The following is a 21279-nucleotide window of genomic DNA, read 5'->3' as shown; positions in this document are numbered from 1 at the left end:
CGGTCACTTAATTTAGACATCGAAAATCATCCGAAATCTGAAAATAAGTTATCTATTTTATAGTGCTGACACTAATTTAAAATCTCCCTTGAAAAGGGCAAACCCTTACTTATTTCTAGAAATTTAGCCTCACCTGAATCCCGTTCAGGAAGATTTTATTTTGAACCTAGTTCATTTCCCAATAGCATATTAGTAATTTATAAATCAGTGAATCTTCAACAAACTATAGTTAGCCAAAATATTTATTTATTTCAGTCAATATTTTTCTTTACCTTTTCAGGGACTTAGAGTTCAATTAGTCCCACAAGAATTCTATAGGCAGGTCACTGATGGACAATAAAAGATTTACTTATCATGCTACAGGGGGGGCGCTTTTTATGCTCTTGCTGAAGAATGGATTTCTGACTGTAGTCACCTTAGGTATTTATACTTTTTGGGCAAAGGCCAATACCCAAAAGTTTATGGCTGAAAACACCGAGTGGGCAGGAGAAAGGTTCTCTTTTCACGGAACAGGCAAGGAAAGATTCATCGGTTTTTTAAAAGCTTTGGCAATCCTGGTAGTTGGCGGAATCGTCCTTCAAATCCTTGGAAAAATTTTAGGTATGATCAGTCTTACACTCGCACAAATCATACCTCCCATCTTGCTCGCCGCATTTTTCCTCGGGGTCTTTCCATTCGTGATTGTCGGAAGTAGAAAATATCTCACTTCAAGAACCGGTTTCCGCAATCTTAGATTCGGATTTGACGGAAAAGGTTTGGAACTTGCAAAAATTTATCTAAAGGGTGGACTATTAACTATTGTTACTTTAGGAATTTATTATCCTTGGTTCTATGCTGAAAAAGAAGCCTACATAGCAAGCAAAACCCGTTACGGAAATGCAAACTTTGGATTCCAAGTAGACGGAAAAGAGATTTTCTTTATCTATTTGAAGGGTTTCTTTCTTTCTATCATCACTTTCGGAATTTATTCTTCCTGGTTTCTTGCCGATTTACAAAATTACATTTGGAATCATAGATCTTTTCAGGGAAAAAAGTTTCAATCCGACCTTACAGGCGGTAAAGTATTCCTCAACATTATCGTTGCTTATGCAATTGTACTTTTCACACTTGGATTCGGACTTGCTTGGGCAATTGTTCGCATATCCAAATTATTTTTAGAATCCATAAGTCTGGAAACGGAAGTGGATTTCGGAAGTATATCAGCTAAAGCAGACCCGACTGCTTCCGCAACAGCAGAAGGATTGGAAGCACTGGCTGAAACTTTAGAAGGCTTCCTTACTATTTAAGTGAATCAAAAATTAGAATTTAAAGCACGTTACTTTAACGGAAAGTCAGCGATCCCGGAATCCGGGGTCGCTTCTTTGCAAAACAATAGAATCAACTTTCAATCGGAAACATTGACTCAAAAATTTTCCATCGAAGGTCTGGCAAATTTCGAAACGACTCCTAATGGTTGTAAGTTTACGATTTTACCTGATGAAACGGCGGAAAGCCCGATCATCGAAATTTTTTGCACCAAAGAAGAAAAACAAAACATCGAATCTATCTGGTTTGAAAATAAGAAAAAGCAAGGTTTTTTTCAAAATCTTATCTATTCCTCCAAACAATTGGATCTGCGCACCGTATTTTTATTCGGTATTTTTTTTGCGGTAGTGATCGGTTCTTTTTATTATTTTATTTTATTAAAATTGTATGTGCTCTTCCCGACTCAGTTTGATGAAAAGCTGGGAAACGAAGTAAATAAACAGGTGGAATCCCAGTTTTCCATCTGTCATTCGGAAGAGGCTCAAAAGTTTTTAGAAGATGCTGTTAAAAATTTAAAGCCGAAAGATTCACCCTTTAACTACCAAATCAAAATCATAAACCGACCGGAATCGAACGCATTTGCATTGTCAGGCGGTAGAGTGTATTTCTTTTCCGGTCTCATCCGGAATGCAAGCACTCCCGAAGAAGTAGTCGGCGTCCTGGCACACGAACTTGCTCATGTGGAAAAAAGACACCATATTCGCAACCTAATCAAAGCAATGGGAACTGCTTTTGCCATCAGTGTAGTCGTAGGTCCCGGTTTAGGTGATTTTGAAATTATCGAAACAGTTTCCGAAATTGGAACTACCATCGCTGTTTTAAAATTTTCACGAGATTTTGAAGTAGAGGCGGATAGTTATTCCATTCAACTGCTTAAAAATGCGAATTACTCACCAGCGGGGCTTTATCTTTTTTTTCAGAGATTGGAAAAAGAAGAAAGTCTTGCGGAACATACTGAAAAAACGAAAAAGCCTGACAAAACGAGTGATTCCATTTCTAAGAAAATATTCGACTTTTCAAACTTTCTAAGCACTCATCCCCGTACGGAAGATAGAATGAAAGCATTCAAAGATATAGTTGCAAAGACGGATTCCCGAAAAACAAAAAAACTTGTATCTAAAGATAAATGGAAACGAATTCAAAAAGCATGTATCAATGACTGAATAAAGCTTTGTCATTTTCCATGGATGAATATATCTCTTTAAGAGTTTCAGGCAGATTGCATTTCGGAGCCCAACCTAGCTTCACGAGTTTATCATTATTTCCGAATACTCGGGAGGTCTCCGAAGCACGAACTCTATTTGCATCCACTCTATATTCCAATTGAACCCCGGAAATACTGATCAATTCCTCGACCATATAACGAATGCTTGTTTCTTTCCCAGAACAAATATTATAGATTTCTCCGGCTTCTCCCTTTTTCACTAGAGTCATATAACCGTTGACTATATCTTGCACATGGGAAAAATCCCTTGTAGGATTTAAATCTCCAACTTCTATAAAATCCCGTTTCTGAGTTTTTGCCTGGATGATCTGTTTGCAGAAATTAGGAATCACAAATTCCAATCTCTGGCCGATACCTATGTGATTGAATGGGCGGGCAATAACAACCGTCAGGTTTTTATCATAAGCGGAATATTGTCTGCAATAAGATTCGGCTGCTAGTTTGCTTCCCGAATAGGGATTGATCGGTTTTGGAATCAAAGTTTCCGACAAAGGAAGTGTTTCTTCTTTTTGAAAACCGTAAACATCGGCGGAAGAAACATAGAGCATCCTTACAGGCGTTCCCAAACGGTGAAGTGATTCCAGTAAATTCAAAGTACCTTTGACGTTGATTTCTTCGGTTTCCCAAGGATCTTCAATTGCGCGAGGAACAAACGGCTGGGCTGCCAAATGGAAAACGACGGAAGGTTTCGTTGAAAATACAACCCTTTCCGTTTCCGACTTGTCTCGAATATCCGCAGAAAAAAGAGAAATATCATATTCTCCACTCTGATTTAAGCTCGAAACGAGGTATTTTCCGACAAAACCCGTCCCACCAGTTATCAAAGCTTTTATTTTTTCCATATATAGGGGAATTTTCCGATCCAATTCTAAGATTTAGTTGCCATCATCCTAAAATTTCAAATCCTCTCAACAAGAAAGAATTCCGTGGAAAACGACCCTAGCTTAAGCCCCACGCCATTTTTGGAAATCAGAGACCCGCAAATTGATGTAAAAGAAATTATGCGCGAAATCGAATCCAAGATCCCCCTTCCTCCTCCGACAAAGCTCGAATTGGAAAGAATCTCCAAAATGCAATTCCAACCGGAATCTCCCGAAGGTTATAGAAAATTTGACCCTGCCGGAACTGCTCATTTATTCGAAAAGGGAATTGCGCCGCCCAAATTTACAAATCCGAAACTTTGGTTTGTAAAAGGACCGATTAAATTTTTATTCACACGATTCATCGAATTTTATGGGTTAGTCGACAAAAAATTATCTGAAAATAGAATCAAAGCTTTCTTTTCCGTATTACACGAGTTAATTCGACTGGCAAAAAGAATGCAAAACTTGGAAAAAAGATTCGAAAGCTTTTACAAGGATCATTTACTACAAGCTGATGTAAAAAAAATGAGCGGTGAACCTACGTTTGGTTGGGCGAACTACCAATTTATCGATGATGCGGGTTTGTCGGATGACTGGGATCTTGCAATTTCAGACATGAAAGAAAAGGGAAAGCTGGAAGTTATTTTTCCCGAATGGGGTTCCTTACTTAAAAAATTAACAATCGAATCCATTCCGTTTAATTCCTACACCGAAAGTAAAAACGAATTCGAATTTGTTCAAAAGAAAATCACATCCGATATCAAACTGGTGGATTCTTTATTTCCTCTAAAACATTTGGAAACAAATCACATCATCATCGGACTTTCTTTAAACAGATTTCCTTCCATTGTTTTGGAAAGGATATTTGCCGAAATTTCCGGTTGTTTGCAACCCGGGGGTTATCTCTACTTTTCCGTTCAATTGGAAAACGAAGACAACCATAGTCCGTTTCAAGACATTCAGTTGAGTAAAATCGATTTAAAAAAACTTCCGAATTATCTTAAAGCGTTCGGTCTTTCCGAAGAAAGAGATCTGACAAAATCTTCCTCCAAAAAAATCCTACGTTATAAAAAGATTTCCTAATGAACGTATTTCAGCACCTAGATGAGCTGAAAGATTCCGATGGAGTAGGCAATGATGCAAAAGGTCTAAGCAAGGAATTTAAAAACCTAGGCTGGAATTCTCATTTTGTGACAAGACTTCCTAAAAAAGGGGAAAAGGCGGAATCTTCACAATATCATCTTTGTCATTCGGATCTTCCTTTGACCAAAAACGATATTCATATCTTACATTATGCAGGGCAAGGATACCCTCTTGATTATTTCCAATCCCTTCCCGGAAAAAAAATTTTACGTTTTCATAATATAACACCTGCATTCTATTATAAAAATACGACGACTTCGGAAATTTACAACTCAATGGAACGTTTCGAATCCATTTCCTATTTGGAAATCGCTTCCTTGGCAATCTTTTGCGATGCTGCCTGGTGCGATTCACCATACAACGGATATACGATCGAAGAATACGGTTTTAAAAATATAATTACAATTCCCATTTGCAAATCCTATTATAGCTCCGACATTCATTTGGAAAATAATAATGACGGAGCCATTTGTTTTTTAGGCAGATTTTCGCCTCAAAAAAAATGGGAAGACCTGATTGATTTTTTTTTCGTCTGGGAGAAAACTCATCCGGATTCCAAGTTGTATTGTGTCGGTTCGGTGATTCATGCGTTCCATGGATATTTCGATTTGCTTTTAAAAAAAGTTTCAGATCTGAACCTGGAAGGAAAAGTTTTATTCCTACAAGGTCTTTCCGATGAAGAAGTATTGCAAGTCCTGTCCAAATCCGATGCTTTTGTTTCTATGAGCGAACATGAAGGATTTTGTTTGCCTGTTCTCGAAGCATTCGGAATGGGATTGCCTGTATTTGCTTACGAACAGGGTGCAATCGGATCGACAATGAGAGAAGGCGGAATCAAATTTCATTCCAAAGATTACAAGCGACTCGCTGAAAATATGGAGGATTGCCTTTCCGATTCTTCCAAACGCCTAATACTGATTCAAAACCAAAAAAAGGCTTTGAAATATTATAATTATTTCCCTTGGCAGAAACAACTTTCCGGTTTGGTATCCAATTTATGAGACCTCTCGTACATCAATTTTCCGCGGGCTTTCAAGTGGGAGATGCCATTTCCCAAGAAATGTTGGAAATCAAAAAACTTCTTCAAGTTCAAGGATACAGGGGAAATATATACTCGGAGAATGTAAACAAAGCGGATGATAAATATGCGGAAAAATATTTAAAGGCAAAAATATCACAGAACGATTGGCTTATCTATCACCACTCAATTCATTCCGGCATACTCCCTTTTCTACTCAAACAGCCGAATCCCAAAATTCTAATTTACCATAATGTTACTCCTCATGATTTTTTAGAGCCTTATGATCTTCATTTCACTTATTTACTAAGAGAAGGCAGACAGGATCTGCATACGATTAAAGAATATTTTCAAAATTATTTTGCAGTTTCAAATTTTAATAATTTGGAATTGTTGGAACTCGGTTTTCAAAATTCCAAAGTGATGCCTCTTCATCTGAATTTTGCAAAGTGGAACAAAAACAACATAGTTGTAGAAAAAAACAGACATCCGATTCAATTTTTATTCGTAGGAAGAATAGCACCAAACAAACGTCAGGATGACTTGATTCGATTTGCTAAAATCTGGAAGTTGAAAACAAATCGGGATTTCAGATTGAAGATGGTAGGCTTCTGCAATCCGAACCAACAGGCTTATCTGGACGAATTGCACTTGATGATCAAAACCTATGACTTGAGAAAAGAAGTTGAAATTGTTCCTTACGTAAACGAATCCATATTAACCAAATATTATCTCGAAAGTTCTTATTTTCTATCAATGAGCGAGCACGAAGGGTTTTGTGTTCCACTTTTGGAAGCGATGCATTTTGAATTGCCTGTAATAGCTTACGACGCGGGGGCAGTGTCTGAAACATTAAACGGGAACGGGTTATTGTTCGCCAAAAAGGATTTTGAAGTTTTGATCCAAAAAATAGAATCAATCGAATCTGATGAAAGCCTAAAAGCGGAAATCATTCAGAGACAATCGCAAAGATTGAAAGACTATATCAGTAAAATATCAATTGCTCCTTTGTTAGAAGTATTAGAAAAATAAAAACTGATGAACCTGAAAAAGATAGCAATCCTTGTTCCCAGATTCCATCCGAATATAGCGGGTGGTGCGGAAAAACTGGCATTGGATTATGCATTGATTCTAAAAGAGTCCCATCAAGTTCAAATTTTTACTACCTGCGCCAAAGACTATGTCAGTTGGAAAAACGAATTACGCGAAGGAGAAGAGGATTGGGATGATATAAAAATCCATAGATTCCCCGTAAAAAAAGAAAGAAATATAAACGTAATGAATCAAGTGCTGGAAAGTTGTTTGCGGAAAGGAAACAAAGTCAGTATTGAAGAAGAGGAAAATTTTCTAATTGAGCAAGGGCCATATTCTCCTAGTTTGGTGAGCCGGGTAATAGAAGTACAGAATCAATTTGATCTGATCATTTTAGTCGGATATCTGTATTACCCGATCGTCAAAGTTCTGCCTAATTTGAAAAAACCAACGCTTATCATTCCCACATTTCACGAAGAGCCTGCTTTTACATTGCCTCTTTATAAAAGAACCTTCTTACCTGATTATAGTTACTGTTTCAACGCTCCCGAAGAAGCGGATGTATACAAAAAACAAATTGGAGTTCTTCCTAAAAACTATTTCTATATAGGAACTTATGTGAGTTTGCCAAAGGAAGAAGTTCTGCAGCAAAATCCGATCTCGGTTGAAGAGGAGGGCATCAATCTTTTGACATTGGGAAGAATCGAACCGGCAAAAGGTTTTCCGGAACTGTATGCCCATTACGATTCCTGGAAACATTTTTTCCCAAAAGAAAAAATCCGGCTGGTCAGCATAGGAAACAATCATTTACCCAATGATCTGATTCCTATATCCGTTCATTTGCAAGGGTTTGTTACGCAAACGGAAAAAGAAAACCTACTTCAAAAATCACATTTGATTCTAAATCCGTCCGCTTTGGAAAGTTTTTCCATTGCCATTATGGAAGCTTGGTCTTTTGCAAAACCGGTTCTTGTCAATGGAAAGTCAGATGTTATGCGGGGGCACTGCCAAAGAAGCCAGGGAGGGCTTTATTACTCCGATGAGATTTCTTTTAGACGATCCCTCGAATATTTGATTCAAAATCCTGATATCAGGGAACGTTTGGGTAAAAACGGAAGAAAATACGTAGAGTTGAATTTTACAAAAGAAACGATAAAAAACAAATTAGAGTTAGTTGTTAGTAAACTACTCGATTGATCCCGCCTTCAAATTCATTCAAAAGAAAATCATGAAGTAGTCCGTTTGTTGCAAGCAAGCTGGGGATATATATGTTGAAATCATTACCGTCCATTGTAGACAATCTCCCTCCCGCTTCCTGTACAATCAAACCGGCAGCGGCCATATCCCAAGGCTTTAAGCCCAATTCATAATATCCGTCAAACTTACCTTCAGCAACCCAACAAAGATCCAAAGTAGCGGCACCTGTGCGATGAACTCCTCTCGATTTTTCCAAAATGGATTTATAATAAGCCATCAATACATCCAATGAATTTTTTCTGTCATAAGGAAAGCCTGTGACAAAGAGGGAGTCTTTCATCGATTTACGTTTGGAAACATGGATTTGTTTTTTTTCCCGGAAAGCCCCCTTTCCTTTGATTGCATAATAGAAAGTATTCAGCTCGGGAAAAAAAACCATACCAATTACAGGTTCTTTCGTCTCCTCCCATTCCAGGCCGACTGACACACCGTATAACGGTAATCCATGTGCATAATTCGTGGTCCCATCCAAAGGATCAATCACCCAACGGAATCCGCTTTTGCCTTGGTAGTCTCCGAACTCTTCCGACAAAAAACTATCTTGCGGATAAAACTTTCGAATCTCATCCAAAACCATTTTTTCAGAACCTAAGTCCGCTTCTGTTACCAAGTCATAAAGGCGTTTTTCATTGATCGAGAGATTCGGCGAATTGTGTTTTTCCGCCAGGAAGTTTCCAACCTGCGGTAAAAAATTTAAAAAATGATACGATCTATCTTTGAGTTCGGACTCCATCAATACCCACCGAAACCAATGTTTTTCTTCATGGCGGTGATTTCTACATCTAAATTTAAAGTTTCATCGGCCTTTAACTTTCCTCGAACCTGCTCTGTAGTTTTAATCACTTCTTGCAAAAGCTGGCTCAATTCCGTTTTTCGTTTTTCGTTGTCGCCGGCAAGAGACAAATCCCGACTAACATGATTGTACTGATTGAGTATCTTTGCAGTGGTTTCCGGAAAGTAATTCAAATACTGTTTTGCTTTTTTATAAGAAAGCGGATCTTCCGTCAACTTCACCCTCAGTTCACTTAAGGAATGCAAAAATTCATTTCCTAAAACTTGTAATCCGGCATCCGTCAACGATCTGACTTCCTTCTCAATGGAAAGTTTGAAAGAATCGAATTTTTCAATATAAGATTTGTATTCGTTGAACTCCACTTTGTCGGAAAATTGTTTTTTTAATGAATTCCAATTTTCCTTTGTGGATCTGGAAGCAAACAATAGAGGAAAAAAGCTAAATGGATAATGATGCGGTTTGCCAATGGTTGTGCGAAACACTCCAAATCCCAAAAGCAACAGATGCAAAAATCCTACAAACACGTAGGAAAACACAAACAAAACCCTATCTCCCGAAAAAGCATTGCCTAAACCTATATAACCGAAAGCCAATAAAGCCTGAAGGTACATCGCTTCCAACGCCTGCCCCGCCGAATAAGACGTCTTTTTTCTAGACAACCAAATGACGAAAGGGAAGACAAAAGTTCCCAAAACTTCCCAAGAAAATGAGAAAGGAAGTAGTGCCATAGGATAAGTAAGAAGCGTTGTTAAATGGACACGACGTGCCCATTTTTTTTCTTCTGCATCTATGATCTCCAGGTTGTTTTCCATATTTATTTTGCTTCCAGTAACTTCTGTTTGATATCGGATTCGATTTTAACCAACTCTTGCTCGGCAGCTTTTCTTTTTTGCCGTCCATCCTCTTGGATTTTAAGAGTTTCATTGATCGTGTCAATCAGCTGTTGGTTCACTTTTTTCAAAGTTTCGATCTCGATAATTCCTTTTTCCGATTCCTTTGCAATTTCCACTGTTCCTGTTTTTAACATTTCGGCATTCTTTTGCAGCAGATCATTTGTGGTTTTGCTGACTTCCTGTTGAGCCTGAAGCGCTTTCTTTTGTCGAAGCAACCCCAAGGCGATTACGATTTGATTTTTCCAAAGGGGAATCGTATTCAAAATGGAACTTTGGATCTTTTCAACTAACACCTGATTGCCATTTTGAATCAGCCGGATCTGAGGCCCCGTTTGAAGGGACAAAATCCTGCTGAGCTTCAAATCATAGATCTTCTTTTCAAAACGATCCGCCATCTGAACCATATCCTGGTATTTTTGAGAAGCCAGCGTATCGCCTTGCGCCTGTGCTTTTGCCAACATTTCAGGCAGGATTTTGTCTCTTACTTCCTTTACCTTTTGGTCGCCCGCAGCTATGTAGACCTGAATGTCTTTGAAATATTCCAAGTTTTTTTCATACAAGGCCTGGAGGAGAGTTATGTCCTTTGTTAGGTTGGTGCGGGCACTGTGGAGCTCTTCTACGATCTTTTCGATTTGCGAATGCAAATCCTCAAACTTGGCTAAAAACTTTTTAGCGCTGTTGAACAGCCCTCCGATGAGAGGGATCTTGGAAAGAGTTCCCCCTTCTCCCGTTAGGCTGTCCAAATCCAGGTCTTTTACCTTAAAAAGCAAATTATTGAGCAATTCGCCCGCATAACCGGCATCTTTCGTTTTTATTTCGGCAAGAACATTGTCCGCAAATTCGGAAACCCTGGCTTGGACGGAAGAACCATATTGAATAATATCGTTTGGATCGTTTAACTTGATTTGATCGGCAAGTTCCCGGACTTTTTTCAAGTCTTCGGGTGTTAGTTGCAACTCAGGGTCGTTCGTTTTTAACTCTAAAGAATCCATTTTTATTCTCTTCCTAATTCAGTTTTTATAAAATTTGAAATTTTTTCAAGATAGAATCAAGCAGAAAACAAAACGCAAAAAAAAGATGAACAAGTAAATTTATTTCAGATCATCTCTATCCGATAACTTAGAAACGCTAGGATCAAAACTTATGTTCTAACAGGAATTAAGGTTAGATCCTTTCGATAATTTGCGAGAAAGCTTATGAAAGATATAAAAATTCAGAAAATAATTTTTCCCTTCCTACCGCTGGATCTAGTGGTAAATTTACAAGAATTCGAGACTTGTTTGTTTACCAACGATGACCTACGGAAAATGTTCTTCTACTTGAGAAATAGTAATTATACTCATTATCTCATCCTTAAACTTTTGTTTTCTTCCGGAATGTCAATTCCGGATCTTATTTCTTTTAAAATCAAAAACTTTGAACCAAGTTCTGCCAACTTGAAGATTTCGGAACGTTGTAGATTGAAACATAGAAATATTCGTATATCCGATGATTTTGCCAAGGAACTTTATCGCTTCTGCCAAAGCGAAAATGAAGAAGTTCCTCTTTTTCCGGGGCAAAAAGGTTTCAGAGAGGAAAGATCCATTCAAAAAATCCTGCAAAAAGGATCGCAAATCATAAGGAAAGAAGTCTCCATTCCTTTGATCCGGGATTCGATCACCTTGTATTTTTTTAATCAGGGATTCCCAGCACGTGAAATCCAAACATTTTTAGGCCATCGCTCTCTGAAGTCGACAAAACAACGCATATCTCTCTATCCTAGTTTGGAAGAGATTTCAAATTCAGTGACTTTTGAGGATTTCGGAAGCGAAGCAGCGTAAAAATTTCTTGAATCCTATGATAATGCTTAGATCGTTGCTCTAAGTAGGCGCATTTTGGAAATCAAGACCAAAAAAATAGGCAAACACACTCTAGTTCATCTTAACGGACGCCTGGACATCACTCATTCCGATGAAGTCGAGGCGAAATTAGCTGACGATGTTCAAAGTGGAGAGGGTGATATCATCATCAATCTCGAGCTTATTTCCTATATCTCTTCTTCTGGAATCCGCATCTTCGTAGGTATGGTTCGAGAATTGGACAAACAAGGCCGTAAACTCAAGCTCTGTTGTATCACTCCTCCCGTGAAAAAAGTGTTCGATGTTGTGGAACTACTCGACCTTTTCGAAGTCTTTGAAACCGAACAAGAAGCCACCACTTCTCTTTCCAAGTAATCCAATCCTTACTAGACTTCCACAGGCTACCTTTTTAATCCTTTCTCTTTTTTTCTGGTTCTATTTCTTTACGCAAACAGCATCGATTCCTCCGATTTGGCCGGATGAAGTTTTGTTCTTTTCTCCCGCCCAGGCTTTTGCCAAGACAGGTCATCTAACAACGAATGTATTGGAAGGTTTGGTTCCGGGAATGGAATACAAAACACTTTGGATGCCTCCCGGATTTTTGATCTTATCTTCTCTATTTTTAAAAATCTTACCGGATACGATCTACAGTTTTAGATTTTTCAGCGCGCTTACCGTATTTTTATCCGCCTGGCTCTTTTACAAACTCCTGGTTCGGGAAAAGTTTTCCAAGTTCACAGCTATGATCGGTTTTGCGACAATCCTTTCCGAACCGCTTGTTTTTCGATTCGGAACTTCCGGAAGAATGGAAGGCTTGACCGCCCTTTTCTTTTTGACTAGCATATATGTCGCCGGTTCCAAGCGGGGAAATATATCAAAATCCTTTCTAACAGGTATCTTTTTGTCCTGTTCTGCCATGACACACCCGTTTGGTGCTTCATTCGGACTTGTGTCTTTGTTTTTCCTGGTAAGAGACAAGGATTCCACCTTACAAAAATTTTTTTTCTTTGTATTAGGAGGAATGATTCCCATCGGTTTGTGGGTTGCCTACATACATCCTGATTGGGATCTTTTAACGATTCAGTTCGGGGCACAGTTGATTCGAAAACAAATCCTATTCGGTAGTTTTACCGCCCTAACCAAATTAAAAGTTTTTTTATTCGGATTCGCATTTTCCAAGGTACGACTGATCATCATCATTACTCAAATCTTTACGCTTGTGCTTATTTCCATTTCACTGTATAAGAAAAAGCATGAATTGAATAGCAGACTGAATGTATATTGGATTTGGATTTTATCCGTTTCTTTTGCTTTATATTCGTCCTCGGAAGGATGGTACGTATTTCATTTTATATTTCCGTTCGCATGGGGAATGGCATTACTTGCGGAACAAAAATATTTCGGAAGAATTCTTTCTCTCGCAGGGGTCAGTTTGTCCTTTGTGGGATGGCTTCAAATCGTAAACATTCACTGGATTCAAACGGATTCCACTTCTATTTTAAATACGCAATTTCAAAAACTGGCAACCGTTCTAAAACCGCATAACAAGATATACTTACAGACCATCCCCGATCCTTATTTTTATTTGAGCGATATATATCCTAATAAAAAGTTTTTAGAATTCATTCCGGGAGAATTGGAATTCCCTTCCAATGAGTATACTCTGGTCATCGAATCGCAGGATGCATTTGTATTCTATAATGATTCCTTAAAAAATCAGGCAATCTCTTTGTTTTTATCCAGCCATCCCGAATGGATTCGGGAGGAATGGGACATCCCCGTTCCTAGCAATCATTGGTTGCATTTTAAAACTATCGTATATCATAAACCCACGGGGAATGAGCATGCGAGTCCATGATTTTTTTTTGAGACAAATTCCGATTTCTTTTGTTTTGCTTTTTATAGGATGTTATAGTTCCAAAAAAGACACACCGATCATACTCGCTTTGTTAAATCAGCCTACCAGTTCCTATCATATCACAATTGTCGGGGATTCACTTTCCCAATTATCCGACGGATTCGGTTTGAAATATAAATTACCAACCTCCTATTCGATCAGAGATATGTCGGTCGCCGGTTACGGGACGGAAGACTGGCTCGTGCAATCACCGGAGCTTGAGGCATTATCGACGGATATTTGGCTGATAGAGTTGGGAGTCAACGATGCCAATCTGTATGGAACGACAAATTTTTTAACAAGGTACAAAGAACTTTTGAGCCGTCTGGAAAAAAATTCGATTTCCCTATTTATATTAACAGCCGTTCCTCTAACCGACTATGTGGACTTACGTCCTTCCATCAAAACAAACAACCAGAGTATAAGAGATTTAGTTCAAACAAAGCCTAATTATAAATTAGCCGATATTGAAAAAGTATTTTCTACTTATTCAGGATTACCTCCTTTATATTCTCTAAATGACCCGGTACATCCGAATCAGCTGGGACTAGAAATTATGGGAAATGAATACCAACGGATTTTACTTGGGTTCTGAATTCAAATCAGCCAAAATTTTCAATCCCTTCAATGTCAACATGGGATCAATCAGATCAAAAACCTGATTTTGTGAAGAGGCGTGTATTGTGGAAACAAGTCCGCCTGTGCCGATCACAATGTAGTCTCCCGGCATCTCCCTCTTGATTTCCGATACTATCCCTTTTAAGAGACCGATCCATCCGTAATAAAACCCGGACTGGATAGATTCAATGGTTGAGCCGCCTAACACTTTTGATGGTGCCTCGAATACGATAGGAGGAAGCTGTGCCGTATTTTTTGTCAATGCGTCCATTGAGATTTTAAGACCTGGAGCGATAACACCGCCGATGTACTCGGGCTTTTCATTTAAAACGCAGAACGTAGTGGCGGTTCCCAAATCCACGAGGATTGTTTTTCTGCCGGGAAATGCCTTCACAGAATAAGCAGCATTCACCAATCGATCGGCACCGATTTCAAAAGGTCTTGGATAAGTGATTCCAAAGTTCAATTTCATCTGATAATGAACTCGTAAAGGATTTACACCGAACCAATCCTCTAACATCCGCTCGACGATCGGATTCAAGGAAGGGACAACGCTGGAATAAATTGCCGTTTTGATTCGATCCGATTTTACATTCTCCTGAGAAAGAAAACCTTTCAAAAAAAAACCGAGTTCGTCAGAAGTGCGTTCTCTGCGGGTTACGGTTCTTTTATGAAAATCGGGTATCTCTTGCCCTTCTTGGAATATCCCAAATACTGTGTTGGTATTTCCAACATCGACTACTAATAAAAGTGGCTTTTCATCCATTCATATCACCCGAAACGAAGGGGAGGTATCCATAAGCTCGATCTTTTCCCCTCTTTCGGTCAGTAAAATGAGAAATCCATATTCATCAAATCCCAAAACTTTCCCTCGAATCATTTTTGAATCCCATTCCGTCTCGATCGCCTTGTCTTTCAAAAAAGAATGATTTTCTATCCAAATGAGTTCTTTGAGTACTTGTCCTTGGTCCATAAGATGGATAAGATAAGAATTGATTTCTTGCATAAATTGAAATGTCAATCTTTCGGTCAGACCCTCCATCGGTTTCTCATCTAACAAATAACATGCTTTCGTATTTAAGTTTTGAGGCATCCCGTCTCCGAAAATATTCAAACCCATTCCGATGATGACGGTATAAATTCCGTTATGAAACTCGGACTCAATAAGTATTCCCGCAATTTTTTTTTCACCTTTGTAGATATCGTTCGGCCATTTGATTGAAATCTCTCCTTCCAAATCAGGAAAAAAAAACAAGATGGATTTTAATAATGCAGCGGATACAAACAGGGAAAATAAAGGCAAAGAAATATCATAAGAAGGCAGTTGGATTTTACCCGAAAAAATAATCCTTTCATCGCCTAACGAAATCCACTCATTGCTACCGCGACCTTTTCCTTTTGTTTGTTCATCCGCGATAACCCAGGAACCGGGTGCCCACTGGCTGTCTTTGATCCATTCATTTGTGGAATCCACACTAGCTAGATGATGACCAAGTTCCGGTTTTAAAAAATGATAAGACATAGATAACTTATCTTTTTCGAATTGGATTGACGAAAGTAAAAAATAAAGTCTTATCTGAACAATGGATATTTCCGGAAAAACAGTATTAATCACTGGCGCGGGTATGGGGATAGGTGCTTTGACTTGCATCGAACTGGCGAAGGCCGGAGCAAATATCATCGGAGTCGATGTCCAAAAAAAAGAAATGAACGAGACCAAAAAGCAGGTTGAAGCTTTAGGTCGCAAGTTTTTCCCCTATGCTTGTGATCTTTCCCGCCCTGACAATATCGATACTCTTGTCAGACAAATCGGTTACGACAAACTTACATTCCATATTTTGATCAATAATGCGGGGATTGCTCCTTCGGGACCTTACCTGTCTCAGAATTTTTCCACATGGGAAAAGGTTATCTCAATCAATATCAATGCTGTTGCCAAACTCACATATCTTTGTCTTCCGATTCTAAGTTCTCACCAAAAAGCACATATAGTCAATCTGGCAAGTATCGCTGGAAAATTCGGATCGGAAGGCACCGTGATCTATTCCGCTACCAAACATGCGGTGGTCGGATTTTCCCAGGCGCTTCGTATGGAGCTATATGATTCAAACGTCGGAGTCAGCTGGATTTGCCCGACTATGGTCAAAACCAGGATGATTGACGGAGTCAAGCCGTCAGCCTTTACCCCTATCATCGAACCTATCCAAGTGGTGAAGGCGATCCTAACCGCGATTCGAAAAAATCAAGGAGAAGTGATGGTTCCTTCCCGCCTCAGGTTTTCCATTGTGATTCTCCCGGCTCTTTTTCCGGGATTTTCTCTCTGGCTTGCGGTAAAGACGAAAGCTTCGAAAGGTTGGCTCTTGGCTAACAAGGGGCTTGAGAAAAATATTCCCAAATAAATATTTGTCCACATGCACATCTCTCAGGTTCTAGAACGTAAAAAGACTTCCATTAGTTTTGAATTTTTTCCTCCAAAAAACGAGGAAGCCGCAAGCGATCTATTTCAAACCATCCAGGATCTATCCTCTCTGAATCCCGCTTATGTCAGCGTTACTTACGGAGCGGGAGGTTCAACTAGAGACCTTACCCATGATTTGGTTGTTAAATTACAACAGCAAACAGGATTAATAATCGTTAGTCATTTGACTTGTGTAGGTGCGACCAAAGACGAAATCGGCCAGATTTTGAAACGGTATGAAACATCAGGAATTCATAATATTATGGCATTAAGGGGAGATCCTCCCAAAGGACAGACTGAGTTTCAAAAAATGGAAAATGGTTTCGAATATGCTGGCGAACTTGTCGCTTATATCAAATCCAATTTTCCCAAAATGGGAATCGGGATCGCAGGATTTCCGGAAGGGCACCCCGCCACTCCCAATCGTCTGAAAGAAATCGAATTTTTAAAATGGAAAGTGGACCAAGGCGCGGATTATATCTGTACTCAACTTTTTTTTGATAATAACGACTTTTATGATTTTGTAGAAAGATGTGAAATTGCCGGGATCAAAGTTCCGATCATCGCGGGGGTGATGCCGGTCAATTCCAGAAAAGGAATGGCGCGTATGGCAGAACTTGCTCTAGGTTCCCGTTTTCCTGCAAAATTACTCAAAGCGCTTTCCCGGGCAGAAGACGACAGTTATGCGGAGAACGTAGGGATTCATTGGGCTACCGAGCAAGTTAGGGGACTCTTGGATCATAAAGTGGCAGGGATTCACATGTACACACTTAACAAATCCAAGGCGACAAGAAAGATTTACGAATCTTTGGGAATTAGAAATTTCGATTCACTCAGTTAAATTTCTGTTTTCCCGCTTAAGTGTAAAAATACTACTTTGGCACAGCTTCTCTCCACCAATTAGGCGAAGAAGAGACTACGCCTTCTTGTCCAATTAATAAATTTGCAATGTTTAAAGACGCAATTCCTGCAGGAGTTTCTATTTCGTAAAAATTTCGTTCTGAAATATCCAGTTTTTTAATAGGTTTAAAGCCCTTTGTTGCCAGCCAATTTTCAATTTGATTATCGGACCAGTAAGAAAGAAATTCTATAACGATATTCCCGGGAAGAGCCATGATGAAACCGTTTTTTTTTGATCTAAAAACCGGAGAGTAGCGAATTTTTGGGGATTGAGTTTGATCTAGCAGTTTTAAAGCATCTGCGGATAGGCTATTTATATTTGTTTTCCAAATATTTGCCCGACCTTTCGATTTTACTAATTTTGCAGTATTGTCCAAAGACTGAAGGCCTAATTTCGATTCCGGAAAAGAATATTCTTTAGGAGCATCGAATTCAACAACCAAGCTCGAATCCAAATCCAAATCAATCCGTTTGTTTCCGTCATAATAATAAAATTTACTATGAGTTAAGTCTTGAGGGTAAATCAAATAGAGGATATCGACCGTAAAGAAAGTCAAAATCACTAAACTATGTTTGATTAAAGTTTTAAATTTACGTAGAATTTTCATAATTGTACTTCCTTCGGAATAATTTAATCATTACCGACCGTAGATTTTTAAAGACCAAGAATTCAAAGTGTGCGCATTGTTGTTAACTGAAAGCCTTGTAGAATTTATGGAATATCCTCCCCAAGTAGAACAAGAAGTGATTCCTCCAGAATAATTGCATAAATCGGATATCCTAAGACTCCAATTTCCATGAGCTGATTCATCAATGAATGTAGTAGCACCAAATCTCCAATTAGAATATGGGTTACACAATGAAAGTAATTCCAAAGAAAATGGTTCTCCACTACAGATATGGGGAACCGCAAGGATCGCTTTTGTTCCGCTAGGTGATATTAATTCAACAAGTAGGTCACCGGGATTTTCCGTCATAGAAGAAACATTTAAAGTCAACTCAACAAATTCCACTTTTGTAACGGAAGAAGATGAAAAAGCAGCAACATTGGTAATTCCTGTCGTATTATTGTTTGGAATCGAAGTTCCGTCTCCTATACCACCATTCACAGTTGCAGAAACTTGAATATTTCCAAAACTTCGCCAAGACCGAGCGGCTGTTACTGCAGAAGATGCGTCAACTGCTCCGAAACCATATTTATGATTAAAATGCAGCCCTGCTCCATTTATAATCCAACCAGGATCAGTAGGATCATTTTTTCTCGCCGTTCTGGCAAACAAAACTCTTACATCCCTCATCGTTAAATAAGGATTTGCCTCCAAAACCAAAGCTCCCACTCCGGCAGCCAGGGGAGTGGAGGAGGAAGTACCACTAAATGTATTCGTATAATTTGTATTAGTGTAATCGGACGAACTTTTACCTATATTGTATCCCCCGCCTCCAGTCACGTCTGTAGTAGTGATTCCAACTTCAGTATTGCCCAATGAATGAGCACTGACCAATAAATTTGCTCCATCTTCCGAATAAGAAGCTTTTTTTCCGTCATTGCCGATAGCAGCAATTGCAAAAGTACCATAATAATTTGCCTGCGAATCCTGATTGGAATTATCGAAATGGATCGGAGTGTCTACCCCGCCTTCTTGAACAGGGACTGCTCCGTTTCCCGCTGCCCAAAAATACAACGTACCTTTCCACGCTCGCCCCGTTTGAATACCTGAGTTTACTGCTGCTTGCCAAAGAAGCCCCCCAAAATAATCATCTGTTTTTCCAGTACCGTCGTCTGCCCCCCAACTATTGTTGGAAATCGAGATTCGACTGGAATTTTTCGACATTGCATCCGCATAGCTGACCATATCATTAACTAATAAAATATTTCTTGCACCGATCTTTACCAATGGGGCAACTCCTTTTCCTCCTCTTGCATTGTTTTCCACTGCACCCAAAACACCAGCAACAGAAGTGCCGTGACAACCATAACCGTCGCCATCTTCTTCAACGCAATTTTTATCAGTGGAATAAAATTTGTTTTGCCCGGTATAGTCGATAGTCAGAACCCTACTATGATTTCGTCTTAGATCCTCATGATTCAAATCCATACCATCATCATTAACAGTGGCCGTAATGCCCTTTCCTTTAATCCCCTGTGCCCAAACTGGTTCTACTTTTGCATCTTCACCGGCAAGAGCACCACTAGTATTTCCATGGTTTTTCAAATGCCATTGATATAGATAAAACGGGTCAGAACCAGTTGGTTCTGCAAATAACTGGTGGGCGAAATTAGTTTTACAATCCGAAAAAACTAAAGCAAGTGATGTAATTAAAACACCTTGAATTGTTTTCAAAATAAAGTCTCCTTATTGTATTGGTATCAATTCAATAAAAAACAGGCAAAACGGCTTTTGCGCCCCTCCTTATATAAAAAGAGCACTTCATTTCTTATGATGAGTCTTACGTTTTTCATGACAATAAATTAAATCTAACATAATAATAAAATAATCGAATATTCAAAAATACTAAATCACAATAAATACCGTCATTATTCTACTTAATTTAGAAAATCACTTAAAATATTTTGCTTGTAGTTGGTTAAACTTTCATTTTCAATCTAATGCTATGTGGAGAATGTAGGGATACATTGGACAACGGAACAAGTGAGAGGGCTACTCGATCATAGGATAGTGGGAATCCATATGTATACGGCTTAACAAACATAAGGCGACTAGAAAGTTTTACGAGTCACTTGGAATCAAAAATTTTGATTTATTATTTTAGTTAATTTAAAACGGATCAGTTGTTTCAGGGGGGTTGATTCCAAGGTACTCGTTGTTTTTCCAGTAACCTTCCAAGATCAACCAGCCTTTTGGATTTTTGATCGTGGCTTTGCCTTCCAGAAGATTGTCTTTCCAATTTCCTTCCAGGACATTCTTGTCTTTGAATGTGTATTTTCCGGGACCGTTTCGTTTCCCGTCCTTATAAAATCCATCAAACCGATCTCCATTGGCATAAAAATAAGATCCTTCTCCGTCCCGAACGCCTTCGGAATAATTTCCTTCAAAGATTTCCATTTCGGAATAGGTGTATTTTCCAGTACCATTGCGAACATCATTTACATATTGACCTTCGAATGTTTGTCCGTCTTTGTAATGATAAATTCCTAATCCGTTTTTCGAATCGTTTAAGAAAGATCCTTCAAATTCATCTTGATTCGGATAATTCAGTTTGCCCAGTCCTTCCCTGTTTCCGCCTGTGAAACTTCCTTCATAGACGGATTTAGACTCCATTTGCATTTTCCCGGAACCGTTTTCACATTCGCCTTCCATGCATCTGCCCTGTGCGCTTGCACAGCTAACAAATGCAAATGAAAGAACTAATAGAAACAATCTGATTTTCATAACCGCTCGTGCAAAAAGAAAAATGGATTCTATTTGGCTACTACGTCTCTCCACCAGTTAGGGGAAGAAGAAACAACTCCTTCCTGGCCATAGAGAGAATTTGCGATATTTAAAGAAGCGGCACCTGCAGGAGTTTCCACTTCATAATAATTATGACCCAACATTTCCAATTTGTTGATGATTCGTAATCCCTTCGAGGCTAGAAAATTTTCCACTTTGTCTCTGGACCAGGATGTTTGGAAATCAACAATGATATTGCCCGGCAGTGCCAAATAACTTGATCCCTGCATACTGGTAAATAAAGGAGAGTATTGAATGGAACCCGAGCCATTTAAGGCTTTTGATGCCGATACCGGGTTGCCTTTTGCTTTTGTTTTCCAGATACTTGCCGCTCCCGATTTTCTCAGGACGGTCGCAGTAGAATCCAAAGAACGAACGCCTAACGTAGATTTTGTTTCCGTGTATTCGGAAGGGGCACCGAATTCCGCAATCAGACCGTCATGAAGTTGCAACTCTATCCTTTTGTTTCCATCGTAATAATAAAGATCGCTTGGTTTCAAATCCTGAGAGTAAGCAGGTTGAGAAACGCAAGCGGATAAAAAAAGACCGATGAATATGATTTTAAATGTTTGAATTTTTTCCATAAA

The 21279-nt window shown here is 39.0% G+C and carries 22 protein-coding genes; 12 read left to right on the top strand and 10 right to left on the bottom strand.

The window, feature by feature from the left end; genetic code table 11:
- Positions 1-329 precede the first annotated feature (329 nt).
- Together EHS11_RS08390 and EHS11_RS08385 are read left to right on the top strand one after the other, a co-directional pair.
- The gene (locus tag EHS11_RS08390; RefSeq protein WP_135763916.1) at positions 330-1286 is read left to right on the top strand and encodes a YjgN family protein; all 957 of its coding nucleotides are present in this window, start codon (positions 330-332) and stop codon (positions 1284-1286) included.
- Positions 1287-2468 (top strand): M48 family metallopeptidase, encoded by a 1182-nt coding sequence (locus EHS11_RS08385; protein ID WP_135763915.1) that lies wholly within the window; start codon positions 1287-1289, stop codon positions 2466-2468.
- Here EHS11_RS08385 and EHS11_RS08380 read toward each other — a convergent pair.
- Entirely contained in the window at positions 2458-3363 is a 906-nt protein-coding gene (locus EHS11_RS08380; protein ID WP_210413660.1) for a GDP-mannose 4,6-dehydratase, read from the bottom strand. The genes EHS11_RS08385 and EHS11_RS08380 overlap by 11 nt on opposite strands.
- Positions 3364-3456: 93 nt before the next feature.
- Between EHS11_RS08380 and EHS11_RS08375 the strand changes: the two genes are divergently transcribed.
- The 4 genes from EHS11_RS08375 to EHS11_RS08360 are packed head-to-tail and all read left to right on the top strand — an operon-like array spanning position 3457 to position 7783.
- Positions 3457-4476: an LIC_10202 family protein gene (locus EHS11_RS08375; RefSeq protein ID WP_135763913.1), complete on the top strand. Its 1020-nt coding sequence runs from the start codon at positions 3457-3459 to the stop codon at positions 4474-4476.
- Complete coding sequence (locus EHS11_RS08370; protein WP_135763912.1) at positions 4476-5537, top strand: glycosyltransferase family 4 protein; 1062 nt, start codon at positions 4476-4478, stop codon at positions 5535-5537. Before EHS11_RS08375 ends, EHS11_RS08370 begins: the two co-directional genes overlap by 1 nt.
- Complete coding sequence (locus tag EHS11_RS08365) at positions 5534-6586, top strand: glycosyltransferase (protein ID WP_135763911.1); 1053 nt, start codon at positions 5534-5536, stop codon at positions 6584-6586. Before EHS11_RS08370 ends, EHS11_RS08365 begins: the two co-directional genes overlap by 4 nt.
- A 6-nt stretch (positions 6587-6592) precedes the next feature.
- Complete coding sequence (locus EHS11_RS08360; protein ID WP_342775426.1) at positions 6593-7783, top strand: glycosyltransferase family 4 protein; 1191 nt, start codon at positions 6593-6595, stop codon at positions 7781-7783.
- On the opposite strand, the gene EHS11_RS08355 is transcribed toward EHS11_RS08360, so the two are convergent.
- The 3 genes from EHS11_RS08355 to EHS11_RS08345 are packed head-to-tail and all read right to left on the bottom strand — an operon-like array spanning position 7764 to position 10521.
- Positions 7764-8576 carry an inositol monophosphatase family protein gene (locus tag EHS11_RS08355; RefSeq protein WP_135763910.1) on the bottom strand — a complete coding sequence of 271 codons (813 nt, stop codon included), beginning with the start codon at positions 8574-8576 and terminating at the stop codon, positions 7764-7766. The two genes, EHS11_RS08360 and EHS11_RS08355, sit on opposite strands and share 20 nt — an antisense overlap.
- Positions 8576-9448: a magnetosome magnetite crystal formation protein family gene (locus EHS11_RS08350; protein ID WP_135763909.1), complete on the bottom strand. Its 873-nt coding sequence runs from the start codon at positions 9446-9448 to the stop codon at positions 8576-8578. The genes EHS11_RS08355 and EHS11_RS08350 overlap by 1 nt, the downstream gene beginning before the upstream one ends.
- A gap of 2 nt (positions 9449-9450) precedes the next feature.
- Entirely contained in the window at positions 9451-10521 is a 1071-nt protein-coding gene (locus EHS11_RS08345) for a toxic anion resistance protein (protein WP_135763908.1), read from the bottom strand.
- Positions 10522-10725: 204 nt separating this feature from the next.
- Here EHS11_RS08345 and EHS11_RS08340 point away from each other — a divergent pair, with 204 nt between their 5' ends.
- The 4 genes from EHS11_RS08340 (at position 10726) to EHS11_RS08325 (ending at position 13859) form a co-directional block, all read left to right on the top strand.
- A complete protein-coding gene (locus EHS11_RS08340) occupies positions 10726-11349 on the top strand; it encodes a site-specific integrase (protein WP_135763907.1) in 624 nt (207 codons plus the stop codon).
- A 54-nt stretch (positions 11350-11403) separates the two neighbouring features.
- Positions 11404-11742 (top strand): STAS domain-containing protein, encoded by a 339-nt coding sequence (locus tag EHS11_RS08335; protein WP_135763906.1) that lies wholly within the window; start codon positions 11404-11406, stop codon positions 11740-11742.
- A gap of 112 nt (positions 11743-11854) precedes the next feature.
- Positions 11855-13225, top strand: a complete 1371-nt coding sequence (locus tag EHS11_RS08330; RefSeq protein WP_246047688.1) for an ArnT family glycosyltransferase — start codon at positions 11855-11857, stop codon at positions 13223-13225.
- Positions 13206-13859, top strand: coding sequence for an SGNH/GDSL hydrolase family protein (locus tag EHS11_RS08325; protein WP_246047686.1), 654 nt, complete (start codon positions 13206-13208; stop codon positions 13857-13859). The genes EHS11_RS08330 and EHS11_RS08325 overlap by 20 nt, the downstream gene beginning before the upstream one ends.
- Here the strand turns inward: EHS11_RS08325 and EHS11_RS08320 are convergent.
- Complete coding sequence (locus tag EHS11_RS08320) at positions 13845-14648, bottom strand: type III pantothenate kinase (RefSeq protein ID WP_135763903.1); 804 nt, start codon at positions 14646-14648, stop codon at positions 13845-13847. The two genes, EHS11_RS08325 and EHS11_RS08320, sit on opposite strands and share 15 nt — an antisense overlap.
- Positions 14649-15404 (bottom strand): biotin--[acetyl-CoA-carboxylase] ligase, encoded by a 756-nt coding sequence (locus tag EHS11_RS08315; protein ID WP_135763902.1) that lies wholly within the window; start codon positions 15402-15404, stop codon positions 14649-14651. It lies immediately after the preceding gene.
- A gap of 61 nt (positions 15405-15465) precedes the next feature.
- On the opposite strand from EHS11_RS08315, the gene EHS11_RS08310 reads away from it, so the two are divergent.
- Entirely contained in the window at positions 15466-16281 is an 816-nt protein-coding gene (locus EHS11_RS08310) for an SDR family NAD(P)-dependent oxidoreductase (protein ID WP_135763901.1), read from the top strand.
- A gap of 12 nt (positions 16282-16293) precedes the next feature.
- Positions 16294-17181, top strand: coding sequence for a methylenetetrahydrofolate reductase [NAD(P)H] (metF, locus tag EHS11_RS08305; RefSeq protein WP_135763900.1), 888 nt, complete (start codon positions 16294-16296; stop codon positions 17179-17181).
- 31 nt (positions 17182-17212) lie between these two features.
- Here the strand turns inward: metF and EHS11_RS08300 are convergent, their stop codons facing one another.
- The 4 genes from EHS11_RS08300 to EHS11_RS08280 form a co-directional block, all read right to left on the bottom strand.
- On the bottom strand, positions 17213-17848 hold the full coding sequence (locus tag EHS11_RS08300) for a hypothetical protein (RefSeq protein ID WP_135763899.1): 636 nt from the start codon (positions 17846-17848) through the stop codon (positions 17213-17215).
- A 30-nt stretch (positions 17849-17878) separates the two neighbouring features.
- On the bottom strand, positions 17879-19582 hold the full coding sequence (locus EHS11_RS08295) for a S8 family serine peptidase (protein ID WP_135763898.1): 1704 nt from the start codon (positions 19580-19582) through the stop codon (positions 17879-17881).
- Positions 19583-20017: 435 nt separating this feature from the next.
- Complete coding sequence (locus EHS11_RS08285) at positions 20018-20632, bottom strand: MORN repeat-containing protein (protein ID WP_135763897.1); 615 nt, start codon at positions 20630-20632, stop codon at positions 20018-20020.
- A gap of 29 nt (positions 20633-20661) precedes the next feature.
- Positions 20662-21276, bottom strand: coding sequence for a hypothetical protein (locus tag EHS11_RS08280; protein ID WP_135763896.1), 615 nt, complete (start codon positions 21274-21276; stop codon positions 20662-20664).
- Positions 21277-21279: the final 3 nt, after the last annotated feature.

It is taken from the genome of Leptospira ilyithenensis (assembly GCF_004771005.1).
Classification (GTDB): Bacteria; Spirochaetota; Leptospiria; order Leptospirales; family Leptospiraceae; genus Leptospira_A; species Leptospira_A ilyithenensis.
Note: the sequence above shows the minus strand (reverse complement) of the source record. Positions and strands in the feature narration are given on the sequence as shown.

Coding starts and splice junctions, on each gene's coding strand:
- EHS11_RS08390 (WP_135763916.1), top strand. CDS start 330: ATGGACAATAAAAGATTTACTTATCATGCTACAGGGGGGGCGCTTTTT.
- EHS11_RS08370 (WP_135763912.1), top strand. CDS start 4,476: ATGAACGTATTTCAGCACCTAGATGAGCTGAAAGATTCCGATGGAGTA.
- EHS11_RS08365 (WP_135763911.1), top strand. CDS start 5,534: ATGAGACCTCTCGTACATCAATTTTCCGCGGGCTTTCAAGTGGGAGAT.
- EHS11_RS08360 (WP_342775426.1), top strand. CDS start 6,593: ATGAACCTGAAAAAGATAGCAATCCTTGTTCCCAGATTCCATCCGAAT.
- EHS11_RS08355 (WP_135763910.1), bottom strand. CDS start 8,576: ATGGAGTCCGAACTCAAAGATAGATCGTATCATTTTTTAAATTTTTTA.
- EHS11_RS08350 (WP_135763909.1), bottom strand. CDS start 9,448: ATGGAAAACAACCTGGAGATCATAGATGCAGAAGAAAAAAAATGGGCA.
- EHS11_RS08345 (WP_135763908.1), bottom strand. CDS start 10,521: ATGGATTCTTTAGAGTTAAAAACGAACGACCCTGAGTTGCAACTAACA.
- EHS11_RS08340 (WP_135763907.1), top strand. CDS start 10,726: ATGAAAGATATAAAAATTCAGAAAATAATTTTTCCCTTCCTACCGCTG.
- EHS11_RS08325 (WP_246047686.1), top strand. CDS start 13,206: ATGAGCATGCGAGTCCATGATTTTTTTTTGAGACAAATTCCGATTTCT.
- EHS11_RS08320 (WP_135763903.1), bottom strand. CDS start 14,648: ATGGATGAAAAGCCACTTTTATTAGTAGTCGATGTTGGAAATACCAAC.
- EHS11_RS08315 (WP_135763902.1), bottom strand. CDS start 15,404: ATGTCTTATCATTTTTTAAAACCGGAACTTGGTCATCATCTAGCTAGT.
- EHS11_RS08310 (WP_135763901.1), top strand. CDS start 15,466: ATGGATATTTCCGGAAAAACAGTATTAATCACTGGCGCGGGTATGGGG.
- metF (WP_135763900.1), top strand. CDS start 16,294: ATGCACATCTCTCAGGTTCTAGAACGTAAAAAGACTTCCATTAGTTTT.
- EHS11_RS08300 (WP_135763899.1), bottom strand. CDS start 17,848: ATGAAAATTCTACGTAAATTTAAAACTTTAATCAAACATAGTTTAGTG.
- EHS11_RS08285 (WP_135763897.1), bottom strand. CDS start 20,632: ATGAAAATCAGATTGTTTCTATTAGTTCTTTCATTTGCATTTGTTAGC.
- EHS11_RS08280 (WP_135763896.1), bottom strand. CDS start 21,276: ATGGAAAAAATTCAAACATTTAAAATCATATTCATCGGTCTTTTTTTA.